The 18,649-nt window shown below is 55.9% G+C and carries 12 protein-coding genes; 10 read left to right on the top strand and 2 right to left on the bottom strand.

Annotated features, from left to right (window positions below):
- Window positions 1–430 precede the first annotated feature (430 nt).
- From soil367_RS13010 to soil367_RS12965, 10 genes are all read left to right on the top strand, one after another.
- Complete coding sequence (locus tag soil367_RS13010; protein ID WP_136549499.1) at window positions 431–2,251, top strand: choice-of-anchor D domain-containing protein; 1,821 nt, start codon at window positions 431–433, stop codon at window positions 2,249–2,251.
- 473 nt (window positions 2,252–2,724) lie between these two features.
- The gene (locus soil367_RS13005; RefSeq protein ID WP_136549498.1) at window positions 2,725–4,539 is read left to right on the top strand and encodes a choice-of-anchor D domain-containing protein; all 1,815 of its coding nucleotides are present in this window, start codon (window positions 2,725–2,727) and stop codon (window positions 4,537–4,539) included.
- Between the two features lie 438 nt (window positions 4,540–4,977).
- Window positions 4,978–6,795, top strand: coding sequence for a choice-of-anchor D domain-containing protein (locus tag soil367_RS13000; protein ID WP_136549497.1), 1,818 nt, complete (start codon window positions 4,978–4,980; stop codon window positions 6,793–6,795).
- A gap of 370 nt (window positions 6,796–7,165) precedes the next feature.
- Window positions 7,166–8,962 carry a choice-of-anchor D domain-containing protein gene (locus soil367_RS12995; protein WP_172962347.1) on the top strand — a complete coding sequence of 599 codons (1,797 nt, stop codon included), beginning with the start codon at window positions 7,166–7,168 and terminating at the stop codon, window positions 8,960–8,962.
- 260 nt (window positions 8,963–9,222) lie between these two features.
- Window positions 9,223–10,854, top strand: coding sequence for a BCCT family transporter (locus tag soil367_RS12990; RefSeq protein WP_136549495.1), 1,632 nt, complete (start codon window positions 9,223–9,225; stop codon window positions 10,852–10,854).
- A 132-nt stretch (window positions 10,855–10,986) separates the two neighbouring features.
- On the top strand, window positions 10,987–12,867 hold the full coding sequence (locus soil367_RS12985) for a putative nucleotidyltransferase substrate binding domain-containing protein (RefSeq protein WP_136549494.1): 1,881 nt from the start codon (window positions 10,987–10,989) through the stop codon (window positions 12,865–12,867).
- 9 nt (window positions 12,868–12,876) lie between these two features.
- Window positions 12,877–13,611, top strand: coding sequence for a 3'-5' exonuclease (locus tag soil367_RS12980; RefSeq protein WP_136549493.1), 735 nt, complete (start codon window positions 12,877–12,879; stop codon window positions 13,609–13,611).
- Window positions 13,612–13,641: 30 nt separating this feature from the next.
- Window positions 13,642–14,244, top strand: a complete 603-nt coding sequence (locus soil367_RS12975; RefSeq protein ID WP_136549492.1) for a cyclodeaminase/cyclohydrolase family protein — start codon at window positions 13,642–13,644, stop codon at window positions 14,242–14,244.
- A 162-nt stretch (window positions 14,245–14,406) separates the two neighbouring features.
- Complete coding sequence (locus soil367_RS12970; protein WP_136549491.1) at window positions 14,407–15,198, top strand: TSUP family transporter; 792 nt, start codon at window positions 14,407–14,409, stop codon at window positions 15,196–15,198.
- Between the two features lie 90 nt (window positions 15,199–15,288).
- Window positions 15,289–16,125 carry a formate/nitrite transporter family protein gene (locus soil367_RS12965; RefSeq protein ID WP_136549490.1) on the top strand — a complete coding sequence of 279 codons (837 nt, stop codon included), beginning with the start codon at window positions 15,289–15,291 and terminating at the stop codon, window positions 16,123–16,125.
- Window positions 16,126–16,195: 70 nt separating this feature from the next.
- On the opposite strand, the gene soil367_RS12960 is transcribed toward soil367_RS12965, so the two are convergent.
- Together soil367_RS12960 and soil367_RS12955 are read right to left on the bottom strand one after the other, a co-directional pair.
- Window positions 16,196–17,164, bottom strand: coding sequence for a DUF6160 family protein (locus soil367_RS12960; RefSeq protein ID WP_136549489.1), 969 nt, complete (start codon window positions 17,162–17,164; stop codon window positions 16,196–16,198).
- Window positions 17,165–17,482: 318 nt separating this feature from the next.
- Window positions 17,483–18,466, bottom strand: coding sequence for a DUF6160 family protein (locus soil367_RS12955; protein WP_136549488.1), 984 nt, complete (start codon window positions 18,464–18,466; stop codon window positions 17,483–17,485).
- Between the last annotated feature and the right edge of the window lie 183 nt (window positions 18,467–18,649).

The following is an 18,649-nucleotide window of genomic DNA, read 5'->3' as shown; positions in this document are numbered from 1 at the left end:
TGCGCCAAGAGAGCCGTCCCAAGATATTGGGGCGGCTTTTTTCTTTGCCGGGGCCAAAAACCCGGACTGGACCGCGCTCCGACCAGCTGAACAGAAGCTGAACGGATATTCATTATTTGTCGCCCGCTGAATGTCTTTTCGTCCATTTGTAACCTTAATTCCTATCCGCTTAGTAGTTCACATTTCGATATTACCACCTGGTCTAGAATCAAATCGTCCGCAACCAAATAGTTTTGTCAGGGCTCCACAACAGAGACTGGCGGGAATCGGGAGGCGGACATGCGGCGAACAGTTTAGCCGTGACAGGACGGATCGCCGGTAGCGCCCGGGTGGGGGTTGCGGGGAATGGATGCAAGGCAGATGACGCATAGTTCATCGCGCAGTCTGCACAAGTAAAACAAAATACAGACTTAAATTAGAGGAAGAACGCATGAGCCCGATTAATTTCAAGACAAATGGGGGCAGGCTTCGGTCCGCAATCGCAGCGACAGCTTTGATTGCTGCCAGCGGCGCTGCTTCAGCCGAACCGGTTAACCTCGTACTGAACTACACCTGTCCGTTCCCGCTGATCGGGAACCAAGCAGTTATCGCCAATATCTCTGCTGACCTTCCATCTACCATTGAAGCTGGCACGCCTACCGGTGATGTGCCCATCGATGTAATCGCAACTGTTGCCGCTAACGCCAAGACCGGTCTTGGTCTGGTTGGCGCTGTGTCCGTCGAAGGTACCGCGGAGTCCGGGGTAGAAGCCGTACTTCCTACACAAACTCTTCCGCTTACCGTTCTTTTGGACATCCCGTTCACCGAAATTCCCGTGAACGAGCCCGGCACCTTTGACGTACCTGCGATCGGCGTTCAGGACTCCCTGACCTTCGGCCCAGAAGATGAAGGCACCGGTGAAATCCAAGTTGAAGGTCTGACCCTCAACATGATAGCTCGCACCGCTGATGGCAGCGTTGCACCAGCCCCGATCGGCGAGTTCACTTCGGTCTGTACGCTGGACGCTGGCCAGAACAACGTCCTGCAGACGTTCGAAATCACCGTCGAAGACGTTGTGATTGACGACCCGCAGAACATCGTTGTTGACCCGGCTTCGGTTGCGTTCGGCAATGTTCAGGCTGGTCTGACTGAAGAAGCGACTGTGACCGTGTCCAACGATGGCGACCTGCCACTGGGCATCAACGGCGTTAGCATCAGCGGCGCTGACGCAGCTGCATTCTCCCAGTCAAGTGACTGTTCTGTTGTTAACGCTGGCGAAAGCTGTGCGGTAACCGTCACCTACTTCCCAAGCGGTGAAGGTGCACAGAATGCTACGCTGACCATCGAGTCTGACGATCCAGATGCCCAGTTCTCTGACGTTTCATTGAGCGGCACCAGTGTTGCGGTTCCGGTTCCTGAAATCGTTGTCCAGGACGAAGCCAGCTTCGGTTCTGTTCTGCCTGGCGAAAGCACCACTCAGGAAATCGTAATCGGTAACGACGGCACTGCGGACCTGACCATCAACGGAATCGATATCTCCGGCGATGCTGCGTACACGCAGACCAATGACTGTACGACTGTCGCTCCGGACGCGTCCTGCTCCGTAACCGTGACGTTTGCTCCGCAGGTCGAAGGTCCTCTGAGCGCTACCTTGTCTATCGCTTCTAACGACGCGAATAGCCCAAGCCAGGTGTCTCTGGTAGGTACTGGCAAAGAAATCGACGATGGCGGTGAGCCCGTAGAACTGTCCTATGACCTCGAAGGCACCACCACTATCGCGGCCTCTGACAGCGACTTGGCTCTTACCGGCCAGATCGACGCGGATCTTGAACTGGCTACCGGCCTGTACACCGCTGACCTGACTCTCGACAACACGACTGCAACTGTTCAGATCTCCCAGCTGTTCCGTAAGCTGAAAGCAACTGCACAGGTTCAGTTCGAGCAAGTTGGCCAGACTACCGGTCTCCTGCAGAACAACGTCCTGACTTCAGAGTCCACCATGTACATCAAAGTGCCTAAGGTTACTACCAAGCTGTTCGGGTTCATCCCGGTCACGCTGGGCGGTGGTGCTGATTGCCGCACTTCTGAGCCTGTAACCATCAACCTGCAAACGCCTGAAGGTGAGACTTTCTCACCGCTGGAAGGTGGCATTGTAGCGGGTGAATACGACCTGCCTCCCCTTGAGAACTGCGGTGCTCTGACCGGCGTTCTTAACGGCTTCCTGAGCGGAAGTGGCAACACCATCCAACTGGGACTCACCCCGATCCTCTAAGGGCTGACTCTTAGTTCGGCAAAACAAAGGCCCCCTCGCTTGCGAGGGGGCCTTCTCCGTTAGGCTTCACGCATTCCTCCATTCAGTACCCCAGCAGCAGCCACAACCCCCACTCTCTATCTAACCCTCCAATCGCCTGTAGCAGGAAGAACACCAGCGCTAGCTCTATTCCTGTGTCTTCGAAGCGGTCTTCGCTCTTGATATGATTAGCTCTGCTATCTGTAACGGTTCACATAACGACGTATATGGTTTGTTTAGAATCGGAGAGCCACGGGCTGCTGCTGGTGAAAGCCGGGTAGTCAACAGGCGCACTCGCACTCGGCGGTCCAGCACGTCATAGCTGCCAGCGAGCTGTACCAGAGCGGTTGCTCGAAAAGGCGGGTCCAAGAAGTGAACGCAAGGCGGGATAGCTGTTCTTTCGCGCAGTCTGCACAACTACAACAAAAAACAGACCTAAAGTAGAGGAACAATCAATGAACCTGATTAAGCATGCCTTGAATTTAAATTCGCTGCGTTCGGCACTAGCGGCGACAGTCCTGCTTGCTGCCAGCGGTACCGCTTCAGCGGTGCCGGTCAGCCTGGAGCTTGATTTCACCTGCCCATTTCCACTGATAGGAGATCAGGCTGTTGTCGCTGACATCTCCTCCGATATGCCTGTAGTCGTCGGGGTAGGCGAGCCTGTTGGACCGTTTGACATTGATGTGACTGCAACCGTTGCGGAAGGTGCGAAAATAGGCCTTGGGCTTGTCGGGGCCGTGCTGGTTGAGGGTACGGCAGAAGCCGACGTAGTCATCGAAACTCCTGGCGTAGACCTTCCCTTGTCTGTCTCGCTGGATATCCCGCCAACAGAGGTGCCAGTGGAGGTGCCAGGGTCATTCGATGTACCCGCCTTTGGTACTCAGCCGCCAATCCATTTTGACGACGAACATGTCGGAACGGCTACAGTCAGAGTCGTAGGTCTGACTCTGGGCATAATAGCCCGTACCGCCGATGGCAGTATCGCCCCAGCTCCCATTGGCGAGTTTACGTCCGTTTGTGCACTTAACCCCGGACAGGACAATGCCCTGCACTCATTTGAAATTGGCTATGACGGACCAGATGAGCCTCAGAACATTTCGGTCGACCCCCAGTCTGTTGATTTCGGCAATGTCCAGGCCGGGCTCACCGAATCAGCGGTTGTGACCGTGTATAACGACGGTGACCTGCCACTGGGTATCAACGGCTTTGGCATTTCCGGAGATGACGCAAGCGCGTTCTCTCAGTCCAGTGACTGCTCTGTTGTAGGACCCGGCGAAAGTTGTCTGGTCAACATTACCTACTTCCCGACCGACGAGGGGGTTCAGAGCGCCAGGCTCATGATCGAGTCCGACGACCCGGATGCTGGGCTGACGGAAGTGCCACTGGGTGGGAATAGCGTGGTGATACCGGAACCAGAAATTGTCGTTGAGTCGGTGACTGACTTTGGTCAGGTCGAACTGGGTTCACTGGTTACCCAGGATCTCTCGGTCGGTAATGCGGGCATTGGATCCCTTTTTATCGATGAGATCGACATCGTCGACGACGAAGTGGGGGCCTTCACTTTTAGTCATAACTGTACAGTTGTCGAGCAAGACGCAACCTGCGTCGTAACTGTAATGTTCGCGCCCCCGATGATGGGCGACTTCGAGGCTACGCTGTCCATTGCCTCCAACGACGCTGCTAGCCCAACGGAAGTCACTCTCCGTGGTTCCACCCCAACGATTCGTCCTGTCGTGTTCGTGTTAGAGTTTGAAGGCACTACCACTATCGCGGCATCCGAAAGCACCCTGAATTTGCGAGGCTATATTGACTCTGACACTGACCTGACGATGGGCATGCTCAAAGGCGACCTGATACTAAACGATACACAGGCGGTGATCCCTGTTTCACATCTGTTCCGTAACCTCAAGGGTACTGCAGAGGTGGTATTTGAGCCTGTGGGCGAGACCGAAGGGACACTGCAGGGTGAGGTTCTTGCATTTGCATCTTCGTTATATATAAAACTTCCCAGGATAACCGTCACCCTGTTCGGTTTTCCGATCAGAGTCGGTGGGGGAGATGACTGCCGGACGATGGACCCCGTGACCATCTCCATGCAGTCTCCTGAGGGTGAGCCGTTCGAAATAGATGGCGGCGGGTTTGTTGCTGGTGAGTACGCGGTTCCGCCATTCCAGAACTGCGGGCCACTGACTAGCGTCATCAATGGCTCTATGGTGGGAAAGGGCAACACCATGGAACTAGGACTGATCCCCATCTTGGCCCCGATTTGAATCGGATGTGCTGAGCGTCAGCTTCCGGGTTTCTGCCTTCTCTGATGAAGGCAGAAACTGCCCCACGTTCGAGCACAATGGTGTAGTGGAGGTACGGTTTGGGAGGCAAAAACTCAAGCTCTGCTGAAGCATGCTGCTGATTTAGGTCATGAATTCACCTTAATGTCGGCCATCAAAGACTCTGCAATAGTTCACATTTCAACGTTATTTCCCTCTATAAGATGGCTCAGTCCGAGTGAGCTTCAGTCCTTTAAACGCTTCAGCGTAAGCGGATGCAAGGGTAGCTGAGCTAAGCGGACGATCTGGGTGCAACGGACCCGGGATCGCGTGATGCCAATTTGCACCCACGGAAAGAAAAGCAAGGCAGAACCGAACAGTTCATTGCGCAGTCTGCACAAGGAAAAACAAAAGACAGCCAAAAAACTAGAGGAAGAACGCATGAACCCGATTAATTTCAGATCTAACGGAGGTAGGCTTCGGTCGGCAATTGCAGCGACAGCTTTGATCGCTGCCAGCGGCGCTGCTTCAGCCGAACCAGTCAACCTCGTACTGAACTACACCTGCCCGTTCCCGCTGATCGGGAACCAGGCGGTCGTAGCTGACATTTCCGCTGACCTGCCGTCGACTATCGAAGCGGGGACCCCTACTGGTGATGTACCCATCGACGTAATCGCAACTGTTGCAGAAAACGCGAAGACCGGCCTTGGTCTGGTTGGCGCCGTTTCAGTGGAAGGCACGGCGGAGTCCAATGTAGAAGCCGTACTTCCTACACAAACTCTGCCGCTTACTGTTCTTCTCGATATCCCGTTTACCGAAATTCCTGTGGATGAGCCTGGCACTTTTGACGTGCCGGCGTTCGGCGTGCAGGATTCTCTTACGTTTGGCGAAGAAGACATAGGTACAGGCGAGATCCAAGTCGAAGGCCTGACCCTGAATATGACCTCCCGTACTGCAGACGGTAGCGTGGCGCCAGCGCCTATTGGTGAGTTCACCGCGGTCTGTACGCTTGATCCCGGGCAGAACAATGTTCTTCAGACGTTCGAGATCACCGGTACAGGTGATCCTGATGAGCCGCAAGATATCAGCGTTGATCCGGAATCGGTCGACTTCGGTAACGTCCAGGCTGGCCTGACCGAAGAAGCCACTGTTACTGTTTCCAATGCAGGCGACCTGCCGCTAGGCATTAACGGGATCACTATCGACGGCGCTGACGCTAGCGCGTTCTCCCAGTCCAGCGACTGTTCTGTTGTGAACGCTGGCGAAAGCTGTGCGGTTACCGTGACCTATTTCCCGAGCGGTGAAGGTGCACAGAGTGCGACCCTGACCATCGAATCTGACGACCCTGACGAGCAATTCTCCGATGTTGCGTTGAGCGGCAGCAGCACTGCGGTTCCGGTACCGGAAATCGTTGTTGAGGATGAGGTCAACTTCGGCACGGTACTGCCGGGCGAAACCACTTCCCAGGATATCGTTATTGGCAACGCAGGTACTGAATCGCTGACCATTAACGGCATCGAAGTGAGTGGTGGTGACGCCAGTGTCTTCACGATCGGCGCTAACGACTGTACAACCGTCGCGCCGGACGCAAGCTGTTCCGTGACTGTAACCTTTGCGCCTCAGACTGTCGGTGCCCTGAGCTCGACGCTCGTCATTGCCTCCAATGACGCCGACAGCCCAAGCGAAGTGGCGTTGCTGGGTACCGGTGACGATCCCGGCCAGACCGTTGTTGACTTCCTGATGGATATCGAGGGCAGCACGACCATTGCAGCCTCTGATAGCACACTGCCTCTGAGCGGCACTATTGACGCTGCGCTTGACATCGCTACCGGCATGTATACCGCTGATCTGGCACTTGACGACACCCAGGCAACCGTCCAGATTTCCCGGCTGTTCAGCAAGCTGAAGGCGACTGCCCAGGTTGAGTTTGAGCAGGTAGGCCAGACAACAGGCACGCTTCAGGACGGCGTACTGACGTCCGAGTCCACCATGTACATCAGCGTGCCGAAAGTGACGGTCAAGCTGTTTGGCTTCCCGATCAAGATCGGTGGAGGCGACGAATGCCGTACAATGGACGCGGTGAACATCAGCCTGCAGTCTCCTGAAGGCGAGCAGTTCGCGCCGCTGGAAGGCGGCATCCTGGCCGGCGAATATGATCTGCCACCCCTTGAGAATTGCGGCCCGCTGACCGGCGTGCTCAACCACTTCTTGTCGGGAGATGGCAACACCATCCAGCTGGGGTTAACTCCGATCCTCTAAGGAGTAGATCTTAAGCTCTGCAATAAAAGGCCGTCCCCACTCGCGGGGGCGGCCTTTTTCGTTTCGACGTCGAGTACTGATCCCCTCGACATTCCTCTATTTGGCCAGGCCGCTTAGGTCGAGGTGTGTCGGTTTTTATAGACATAGTGCGCAAAACGAACTATGTGCCTGAGTTAGAATTCCTGCGTCTGTGAAGGTTGGGGCTACTTCGCCCTCTCCTTGCAAACCTTGCAGACACACTCCGATCTGTACGACTGTCATGAAACAATTCTGGTGCTTGTGGGTAGGAGGAGAACAAATTCCGACACTGTTTTATCGCCTTTATGCCCAACAGGAATACAACGCGGATTACATCAAAAGGAAGAACAACATGAATCCCGTCATTTACAGGGTGAGAAGGCGAGCGTTTTGCACCTCGATCTCTGCAGCAGCACTTGCGCTGGCCAGCGGGGCGGTTTCAGCCGAGCCCGTTAACCTGGAACTCAGCTACACCTGTCCGTTTCCGTTGATCGGAAACCAGCAGGTCATCACCAACATCTCATCAGAGATGCCCGCCACTGTTGAATCTGGTGCTCCGACAGGAGCCTTCGCTATTGATGTAGTGTCGACGGTGCCAGAAAACGCCAAAATCGGGCTTGGTCTCGCCGGTGCCGTTTCAATAGAAGGCACAGCGTCGTCAGATGTCGTTGTCGAGTTGCCGTCTGTCGATCGGTTCATAACTGTTCAGTTGGACATCCCCTCTACGGTGATTCCCTCGGGCGGCGGTGCATTCAACGTGCCCGCCTCTGGTGTCCAGGAACCCCTGGTCTTCGGCGAAACAGATGAAGGATCTGGAGTAGTCCGGGTCGAGGGCTTGACACTGAACATGATCACTCGCACGTTCTCTGGTGAGATCGCGAGCGATCCTGTTGGCGAATTCACTTCGGTCTGTACGCTTGATCCTGGCCAGGACAATGCTCTGCACACCTTCGGGATCATCCCTCCGCCTGATCCATACGACCCGGCGGACATTCACCTGTCCACGGACAATGTCGACTTTGGGACTGTGCAGGCAGGTTTGTCCGAGGAGATGACGATAGTCATCACCAACGATGGCCAATCCCCATTGAGTATCGACAGGCTCAGTCTCGACGGTTCCAGTGCATTCGAGATGTCTACCGACTGCTCTGTGCTTGCTCCGGGCGAGAGCTGTACGGTGTTTATCACATATTATCCGTCGGATGACGGTATACAAACCGCTGTCCTCACGGTTGCCTCCAATGATCCCGACAGCGCAGTCCTGGACATTGCTATAGCCGGTCGAAGTCTGCTTTCAGGTCCGGAGATTGTTGTTCCCGATGAAGTCGATTTCGGGGTTGTCGAAATAGGGACTTCGGTCACCCGTAAGATCGCCGTTAGTAATGACGGTATTGAGAGCCTGTCAATCAGCGAGATTTGGGTCACCGGGGGCGATGCCGGAGCATTTGTTAGTAGCCACATGTGTTCGGTAGTCGCGCCAGGGGCAACCTGTTTCGTTTCTGCGATGTTCGCACCCCACTCCGACGGTCATTTCAGCTCGGCATTGAACATCGCCTATGACCGTGCTGAAAACCCGGCCGTAGTATCTCTGCAGGGCAGTGGTATCGTGACCGACCCGCCTTTCATAGCTTTCGATGTACAAGGCGCTAGCACAATCGCGGCCTCCGGCAGAACGATGGCGCTGAGCGGATCCATTGAGCCGAGACTGGATCTGGCTACCGGCATATTCGGGGGCGATCTCAGGATTGATAACTCGCAGCTGAGGGTTCCGGTCTCCCGGTTGTTCCGCAGTGTCGAGGCGACTGCGAAGGTTGAGTTCGAGCAGACGCGTGAATCGAGCGGCATGCTGGCAAACGGCGTGTTAACGCTGAAGGCATCCATGCACATCAAAGTACCGAAAGTCACAGTCGCGTTTTTCGGCTTTCCAGTCATGATCGGCGGTGGTGAGGCGTGCCGCACAATAGACCCGGTGACTATCAGCATGCAATCGCCTGAAGGTGAGTCCTTCTCCCCGCTTCGCGGCGGCATCATTACCGGCGAGTACTACCTGCCGCCTCTGGAAAACTGTGGTGCTTTGACCAGCTTGCTCAACAAGACGATGGCAGGCTACGGCAACACCATCCAGCTGGGGTTAACTCCGATCCTCTAAGGAGTAGATCTTAAGCTCTGCAATAAAAGGCCGTCCCCGCTCGCGGGGGCGGCCTTTTTCGTCTCCACAGCAAGTCCTGATCAAACGTCTTCCGTTTCAAATGTCTTGCCACAAAACACTCAAGCGCGGCTCTATGTTACCCTCGCTCTGTTACCCCTATTAGAACGGACCCTGTCGGCGTACTGGCGAACCGTTTATTGCTCAGCAATGCGTCGCCGCCGGGGTGTGCCTTAAACACAGCCAGCGGAGTAAGCAGAACGATGAGTAAACCTGACGATATGATGGCGCCGGACGGCGACGTCAATCCCATAGACACGGACTACCAGATAGGGCAGGACAATATCGCCCTGCGTATCGGCCCGTTCGGGCTGGATATTCACAATCGGGTGTTCATGATCTCCGGCCTGGCGATCGTAGCCTTTGTCGTGCTGACGCTGATATTCCAGACCCAGGTAGAGCCTCTGTTCGACAATGTCCTGAGCGCGCTCACTTCGAGGCTTGACTGGTTCTTTATCAGTGCGGGTAATATTTTCGTCCTGTTCTGCCTCTTTCTCATCGTCTCCCCCATGGGCAAGGTTCGCATCGGCGGAACTGAGGCCACACCGGATTTTTCCTACCTTGGTTGGTTCTCGATGCTGTTCGCAGCTGGCATGGGCATCGGCCTGATGTTCTTCGGCGTATCCGAGCCGCTTTCCCATTTCGGCACGGCCCTTGGCGGTACTGCGATGGAAAATGGGGTGCGCACGGATTGGGCCCCGCTGGGTGGCGCTGAGGGAGACCCCCAGGCAGCCGCCCGATTAGCCATGGCCGCGACAATTTACCACTGGGGGCTGCACCCTTGGGCTATCTATGCTGTGCTGGCGCTGGGTTTGGCGATCTTCTCGTTCAACAAAGGCCTGCCGTTGACGGTGCGGTCGGTATTTTACCCGATCCTGGGGGAGCGGGTCTGGGGTTGGCCCGGCCATCTCATCGATATTCTTGCAGTTCTTGCAACACTGTTTGGACTGGCAACATCGCTGGGGCTGGGCGCTTCCCAGGCGGCTGCAGGGCTTAATTACCTGTTCGGTGTGCCGCTCGGGGCCACAACTGAGGTGCTGCTGGTTCTGGGGATTACCCTCATAGCGACATTGTCAGTGCTGGCCGGGCTTGAAGCCGGTGTACAACGTTTATCCCAGATTAATATGGTTCTTGCTGGCCTGTTGCTGTTGTTCGTTGTCATAGTGGGACCGACCCTGGCGATTGTTACCGGCTTTTTCTCCAACCTGGTCGCCTACATCGAACACCTGCCAGGTCTGGCCAACCCTATTGGCCGGGAGGATGAGAACTTTGCCCAGGGTTGGACCGCCTTCTACTGGGCATGGTGGATTTCCTGGTCTCCCTTCGTCGGCATGTTTATCGCACGGGTTTCCCGTGGACGCACCGTACGCGAGTTCATGGTATCTGTACTCTTGATTCCATCCGCCGCGTGTGTGCTCTGGATGACGGTCTTCGGTAACACGGCTATCAGTCAGTATGTTCAGGAAGGCTACGAGGCTGCGGTCAACGCCGATCTGCCCCTGCAACTCTTCGCCATGCTGGATGCGCTGCCGCTGGCCCAGATCACCTCCTTTATCGCCATAATTCTGGTGGTGGTGTTTTTCGTGACCTCTTCGGATTCTGGCTCGTTGGTCATTGACGCTATTTCCGCAGGCGGCAAGATTGATTCGCCGAAACCCCAGCGGGTGTTCTGGTGTACCTTTGAAGGGCTGGTCGCGATTGCGCTCATCCTCGGGGGTGGGTTGGTTGCGCTCCAGGCAATGGCGGTCTCGACCGGGCTGCCATTCACTATCGTGTTACTGGTCTCGTGCATCTCGGTGTATAAGGGGCTGGCGTCGGAGCCAAGAGCCTCATGAAAATCCGGGGACTCCGGGAAATTCGGTAAGGATCGGTCTGCTGTTGTCCGGTAGACTCAGGAGGGGGTGCTGTGGCACCCCCTCCAATTTCTGGGTCAGCCCAACTCGTCTGGAACACATCGAGGCGGAGACATGGAAGTAGAACAGTTTGAAATCTACGAATTTCTTCGTAGATACGCACCTTTCGACGGTCTGCCAGACCCCGTTCTCAAAGACCTCGCGACGACAATTGAAGTAGCCTATTTTCGGGCCGGTTCCCAGATACTGCAGTTCGGTCAGGCCCTTGATGCGCTACACATGATCCGCAGTGGAACGGTGGAAGTTTTTCGGCGCTCAGGTGAGCTGTACAACCGACTGGACGAAGGAGATATTTTCGGGCAGCTGGGCCTGCTGATGAATCGGACCGTCCGTTTCCCGGCTCGAGCTGTGACCGATACGCTCGTGTACTTTATTCCCGCCAGGGAGTTTGACCAACTTTTCGAAAACCACGAAGCCTTTGCGGACTACGTTGAGATAGAGGACCGCACCCGCCTGCGCCAGGCTGTTTCCCAGGCAGAAGGCTCCAACGAGAGCATGACATCAAAGGTCCGGCCACTGATTACGCGTGAGCCAGTGACCATGCCGATTGGTGCTACTGTTCGCGAAGCCGCAGCGAAAATGACTGAGGAGGGGGTTTCTGCACTTATTATCACGGAAGGCGAGCCTGGAGCTGACAGCCCAAACCATGGTATGGCCGGGATTGTCACGGATCGAGATTTCCGTACCCGGGTGTTGGCCGCCGGTTTGCCGCTAGATACGCCTGTGGCTGAGGTTATGTCGCCGGGCGTTATAACGATCGAATCGAGCCAATACGTCTTTGAAGCTTTGCTGTCGATGTTGCGGAACAATCTTCACCATCTGCCGGTGCTTCACCGAGACAGACCCGTGGGTATGATCGCGATTTCGGACATTGTCCGCTACGAGTCCCAGAACAGTCTCTTCGTCGTCGGCAGGATTCTGCGGCAGCAGAATGTCGACGAGCTGGTGACGCTGGCGCCAGAGGTGCGCGCGAGCTTTGTCAGACTGGTCAATGAAGACGCCAACTCCCACATGGTCGGCAGTGCCATGGCTGTGATCGGTCGGAGTTTCAAGCAGCGGCTACTGGAATTGGCCGAAGAAGCCCTCGGACCGCCGCCAGTGCCCTACTGCTTTCTGGCGCTGGGTTCCATGGCCCGCGATGAGCAGAGTGTCGTCACTGATCAGGACAACGCCCTGATTCTGGACAACAGCTTCGACAGGGACTTGCACGACGACTACTTTCGTCAGTTGGCGGCGTTTGTCAGCGACGGGCTGGCACGCTGCGGCTATGTCTACTGCTCGGGTGGCATCATGGCTACGAACGTAAAATGGCGCCAGCCGCTGCGAGTCTGGGAGCGCTACTTCGCCGAATGGATCGAGCGGCCTTCGCCCGAGACGCTCCTCAACAGCTCGATCTTTTTTGACCTGGACGGCGTGTATGGTCGGACCGAGTGGGTTGACCACCTGCGAAAGGAAATAGCCCGCCGGGCTAAAGGCAATCATTACTTTCTTGCCTGTATGGCCCGGAATGCGCTCAACCGAACGCCACCGCTGGGCTTCTTCAAGGCGTTTGTGCTGGAGAAAGACGGCAAACAGCGGGACAGTATTAATCTCAAGCGTCGCGGAACGGCCCCCCTGGTTGACCTGGTTCGGGTGCACGCCCTATCGGTGGGCTCCAGGTCGCAGAACACATTCGAAAGAATTGAAGATATCGTCGAGGCCAAGGCGTTATCCCCGGCGATTGGCTCGGACCTTCGCGATGCGCTGGAGTTTATTGCGCTGGTGCGCATCCGCCAGCAGGCTTTGTCCCTGCAGGCCGGCCAGGAAGCCGACAACAATGTTGAGCCGCAACAGTTGTCACATTTTGAGCGGCGCAGTCTCAAGGATGCATTCCAGGTGCTGAGCAATGCGCAGAAGTTCCTGAAGTTCCACTATCACCCTAACCGGTCGGCGTAAGGAGCGGCTGTGCTTTACCTGAGGCCGGCCAAAGAGCCAGAACGGAACCAGCCCATCGACTGGCCGCAGCGACTGGCTAACCGGGCAGGCGAGGCCAGGGACAGTCGACTGCAAAAATTTTACCGGGCAGGGACAGTCCGGGGTGATACGCCACTGGCGAGCACGCCTTTTGTAGCTCTGGACTTTGAGACGACGGGGCTTGATGTCGAACAGCACGGCATCGTCAGTGTCGGCCTGATACCTTTTGATCTGCGTCGGATTCGCTGCGCCCAGGCCCGCCATTGGGTGGTCAAGCCGAGGAAGGCGCTCGTGGAAGAGTCCATAACCTATCACGGCATCACACACTCTGATATTCAACGGGCACCGGACCTGAGCCAGGTCCTGGACGAAATACTGGAAGCGCTCGCTGGTCGTGTAGTGGTTGTGCATTATCGAGCAATCGAGCGTCGGTTCCTTGATGCCGCTTTGCAGGCCCGGATCGGCGAAGGCATAGAGTTTCCCGTAGTCGACACGCTTGAGCTGGAAGCCCTGGCGCAGCGAGAAGTGCCGCGCGGGTGGCTGACACGACTACGCGGCCATCGCCGACCCTCGGTTCGGTTGGCTGACAGCCGGTTACGCTACGGATTACCTTACTACGCGCCTCACCATGCCCTGACTGATGCGCTGGCGACGGCAGAGCTTTTTCAGGCTCAGGTTGCCCATCATTATTCACCCACCACACCGGTAGCTGAACTTTGGCGATAGTGTGCCCAAGGGCTAGGAGCGCAATCTAGCATGACCCATACACGGCAGCTCATGGACAGGTCTCTCGCGGCCTTTCGCCACGACCTGGCGAACAGGCCAACTCCGGGGTGTGGCGCGGCCGCCGCTGTCGCTGCTGACTTCGGGCTGGCGTTAATAGAAAAAGGAATAGCTATAAGCGCTGGAGATAACCCATCCCCAGAATCGGTATCACTGGCTCATCAGCTCGAGAAGTGTTCCGGTCGACTTTCAACCTTCGCCGACGAAGACGCCGAAGCCTTTGCCGCATTCCTGAAATCCAGTGGGTGTGGTGCATCAGCCCCGGCAGCGGGCGCGTCGGATGAACGGCAGAGCTCGACGTGTCCTGAAGCGAAACTGATCAATGAAGTTCCACTCAATGCTGCTGTGACATGCCTGGACGGCATGCGTCTGGTTGAGTCGGCGTTACTGGCTACGTCGCCCAGCCTCCGTAGCGACGTGCTGGCTGGCGCGCGGATGCTTCATTGTAGCTTGCAGATTCTTCTGCGGGTGGTAGACGAAAACCTGGCGGTGCTTGATGAGCAACTCCAGAATCAGCTCCGCGCGGAGCGGAATGCACTGCAAGACGAGGCTGATCAGATCCTCAGCGGCCTATAGGCCCGTCAAGAGTGCCCCAAACAAATCAAGAAGCCTACAGCAGGGACGGCAGCGCAAGCTGCTGTGGTCCGAAAGGGTGATGTAAGCAGCCTCAACGGACCCGCTGTTGCTTCGGTCGGCGGGCCGTTACAATGCGCCGTTTTGGGAGTACGGGTTAGGCCAATGGCAGATCTGACGCTTTATCAGTATGGCCTCATCGGTCTGATCTTTATCTGGAGCGGGTTTGTTCGTTCCGGCCTGGGGTTTGGCGGCGCAGTCCTGTCGCTGCCCTTTCTGCTTCTTGTCCATGATGACCCGCTGGTCTACCTTCCGATAATTGCCGTCCACTTGCTGGTTTTCTCCTCCCTGACCGTTGTTGCCAATAACCGCCCAGGTGCAGGGCAAAGAAGTTCTCCGGAAGCGGGCCCGCAGGGCAGTACGGTGGACTGGCGCTATTTGCAACGCTTACTTGCCATCATGATCGTGCCCAAGATGATCGGCGTGTTTGGGCTGCTTACCCTGCCAGCCAACATAATGAGCGCGGTCATCTTCTCAATCGTCGCGCTGTATTCGCTTTCCTACATCCTCGGGCGGCCCTTCAGAAGCAACAGCAAACTGGTCGATACCCTGTTCCTGATGCTGGGGGGATACATTAGCGGAACATCACTTATCGGCGCACCATTGATAATCGCGGTCGCCGCGCAGCATGTCGCCAAGGAGCAGCTGCGCGACACGCTGTTCGCGCTCTGGTTTATCCTCGTCACTATAAAGCTTGGCGCCTTCGTTTACGCAGGCGTCGATCTGCAGCTGATCCATCACCTCTGGCTGCTTCCCTGTGCCGCGGTCGGTCATGTATTGGGCATGCGGTTTCACAAACGGATGCTGCAGGCTGAAACCCCGGTGTTCTTCAGGATGCTGGGGTGGGTTCTACTGCTCATCAGTATACTTGGGCTGTGGCGCGGTCTCGTGGCCTGAATTCCGCACTATAGCCAGAACTTAACTGTCAGCATCGCAGGTGAGTGCATAGTATTGGGTGATCCCATTCCCCAAGGACAGGCGAGCACAATGCAACATGAGGAACATGCGCCCGATTTAGACCACAATCAGAAAAGAGATGTGCGGCGCCGCGAAGCCCCCAGTGCAGCAGTCGTGTATGAAACGATCAGGCGGGAAGCTGTATCCGAGTTAGGGAGGCCCTTGTGGGGGCTGGCGTGGTCGGCTCTGGCAGCCGGCTTGTCCATGGGCTTCTCGTTCGTCGCCCAGGTGCTGCTCTACAATTACACGCCAGAAGCCACCTGGCGCCCCATCATAGCGAGCTTTGGCTACTCGGTGGGCTTTCTCTTCGTCATCCTGGGGCGTCAGCAATTGTTTACGGAGAATACGCTGACACCCATGCTCGAGATCATGCGGGCGCGCAACCTCGGGTCTGTAAGGCGCATGGCCTATCTCTGGTTGGTCGTCCTCAGCGCCAACCTGACGGGCACCGCAGTGTTTGCCGCCGCACTGGCTTTTTTCAATGTGCTGGGACCAGAGCTGGACGGGTCGATGCAGGCAATAGCATCGCGGGAATACGGCACCGAGTTTGGCACAATGTTTTTACGTGCCATATTCGCCGGCTGGCTGGTGGCACTGATGCTCTGGCTGATGCCGTTCGCTGAAACGGCACGGGTAGCCGTCATCATCATAGTGACCTATGTGATTGGCCTCGCGCACTTTCCTCATATCATCGCCGGTTCTGTGGCGGCCCTCTACAGCGTATTCACCGGGGAACAGTCTTTTTCTGCGTTCCTGGTCGGATTCTTCCTACCGACGTTAGCGGGCAACATGGTCGGCGGGATCATGCTGGTGGCAGCGGTGAATTACGCACAGGTGACTTACAGCGAGCGGAATATGGAGGGCTGATGAGTGAAATGGCTGCCGTGCCTTCACGAAAAAGCCACCCCGAAGGGTGGCTTTTCAAACACGCGAGCGTTTAGTGCCCGTAGACAACCATGTCTGCGGTGATGGCGATGTCGGTCATATAGATTGCACCGATTGACTCGCCGTTACCCATGGTGATGTCGGTCAGGTCGAGGTCACCGGAGAAGTCCTGGACCGTAACCCGAAGCGCATCCTGGTCAGCGCCGAGGTAGTCTTCGGCGACACCGATGTCCGCTTGGGCGTGAGCGAAGGATACCGCTTCGCCACCTGGGCCAAAGCCGATCACCTGGCCACGGGTATTGTGCAGGCTGAACCCAAGGCTGGTACCCATGAACGGCAGCGTCACGTCGCCTTTGGCGTTGAAGTACGCGTTAATATTCATGCTGTCGCTTTCTTCCTGGACCACAATATCGATCGGGCCAAGGTTACCGACGATTTTCAGATCAGACACCAGTACGGTGCTGTTGGGGTTGTCAGCTCTCAGGCTGCCGACATTGGTGCGGTTGGCGCTACCATCGTCGTTAGTCTGTTTGGCCAGGGAGATGCTGTCGATTTCGAGAGTGAAGTCAACGGGGAAGAGCCCGGTGGTGCGCATCGAGATAACCAGGTCGCCGTCAGAAACATTGGCGTCGCTCTCGACTTCAAGAATGTTGTCGCGAATTTCGTCAATGTTGGCCAGTCCGGTCAGAACGCTTTCGTTATAGAGGTATTCACCAGCTGTGCCAGACGGAATATCGGCACGGGGATCTTCCCCGGCAACGTCTACGTGAATGCGGATCTGGTCGAGATAGGGACCGCCGATACCACCGAACAGGCGCAAACCGTCAATGACCAGGAAGCCCTTGTCTTCGTACGCGATCTCGCCGACGCTGATCAGCGCCTGGTTCACGTCGATAGTAACACCGGCCTGGCCGGTGAGTTCGCTCATTGACAGATCATCAAGAGCTTGCATTTGAGCTTGTGCAGCAAAAGGGGCCGCTGAGATAGCGGAAATCAGTGCGATTTTCTTCAGGCCTTTCATAACCATCTCCTAAAAGAGGCAATTGTTTTTTTTATTACGTCGGACACCCAGACACGACAACCTCATTCTGTTCCTTTTGCTGAACAGGGTATGAGCGGTAGTTCATGTTTTGTTCATCGTGTCTTAATGCAAACTAAACAGGGGTATGTATCAGGGCTGCTCGTAAACAGCGCTGAATAAGTCAGCAGTTTGTCGAGGTGAAGAAGGCGCTTGTGCGGATGCCGGCACCCGGCGAGTGCTGGGCTGAAGCAGCCGGGATCAGGGCTTTGTTTGCCTTGATCCCGGCCCGGGGCTGAATCCCCGCTGGCTTGAGCGTTTTTAGTGGCCGTAAACGACCATATCAGCGGTGATGGCGATGTCGGTCATGTAGATCGCACCGATTGACTCGCCGTTACCCATGGTGATGTTGGTCAGGTCGAGGTCGCCAGAGAAATCCTGGACTGTGACCCGAAGCGCATCCTTGTCGGCGCCGAGGTAGTCTTCGGCAACGCCGATATCAGCCTGGGCGTGAGCAAATGAAACGCCTTGCGCACTGTTGCGGGCCATGCCGATCAGCTGGCCACGCGTGTTATGCAGCGAGAAGCCCAGGCTCGTACCCATGAATGGCAGCGTTACTTCGCCTGCAGCATTAAAGTAGGCGTTGATGTTCATGCTGTTGGACTCTTCCTGAACGACAATGTCGATCGGTCCCAGGTTACCGTTGATGTTCAGGTCAGATACCAGAACAGTGCTGCCAGCGTTGCTTGCGGCCATATCGCCAAGATTACTGAGGTTGGCGCTGCCGTCGTCGTTTGTTTCTTTTGCCAGTGAAACGCTGTCGATTTTCAGGTTGAAGTCAACAGGGAACAGGCCGGTGGTGCGCATGGAAATAACCAGATCACCGTCAGAAACCTGCGGGTCTGTCTCGACCGCCTGAATGTTGGTGGTTATCTCCTGGAGTATGGCTGCGCTCGAGTTTTTGAGAATACTCTCCTGATAGAGGTACTCGCCAGCAGTTCCAGTCGGGATATCTGCGCGCGGATCCTGGCCCGCAACGTCCACATGAATACGGATCTCGTCCAGGAATTCAGTATTGAATCCGCCGCCGCCTTTCAGTTCCAGGCCGCTGATAACAAGGAAGCCTTTATCCTGATAGGCGATTTCGCCAACGCTGATCGTGGCTTTGTTAATGTCGATGGTCACACCGGCTTGGCCTGTGACATCGCCCATCGAGGAATCATCAAGGGATTGCATTTGAGCTTGCGTAGCAAAAGGAGCCGCTGCGATAGCGGATATCAGTGCGATTTGCTTCAGGCCTTTCATATACTTCTCCTACAAGGCAATTGTTTTTTTTATGGCGTCGGACACCCATACGCGACAATTTCATTGTGATCCTTTCGCTTCCTCTAATGTGAGCAATAGTTCATGTTTCGATAATTTACCCGTAATGTAATCTGCTCTGGATTGTGCTTGAGATTCTTGTAAAAAGCTCAAGAGATCAATGCT

Source organism: Hydrocarboniclastica marina (genome assembly GCF_004851605.1).
Taxonomy (GTDB): domain Bacteria; phylum Pseudomonadota; class Gammaproteobacteria; order Pseudomonadales; family Oleiphilaceae; genus Hydrocarboniclastica; species Hydrocarboniclastica marina.
The sequence above is the reverse complement of the archived record's forward strand: the minus strand, read 5'-3'. Positions and strand labels throughout refer to the sequence as shown.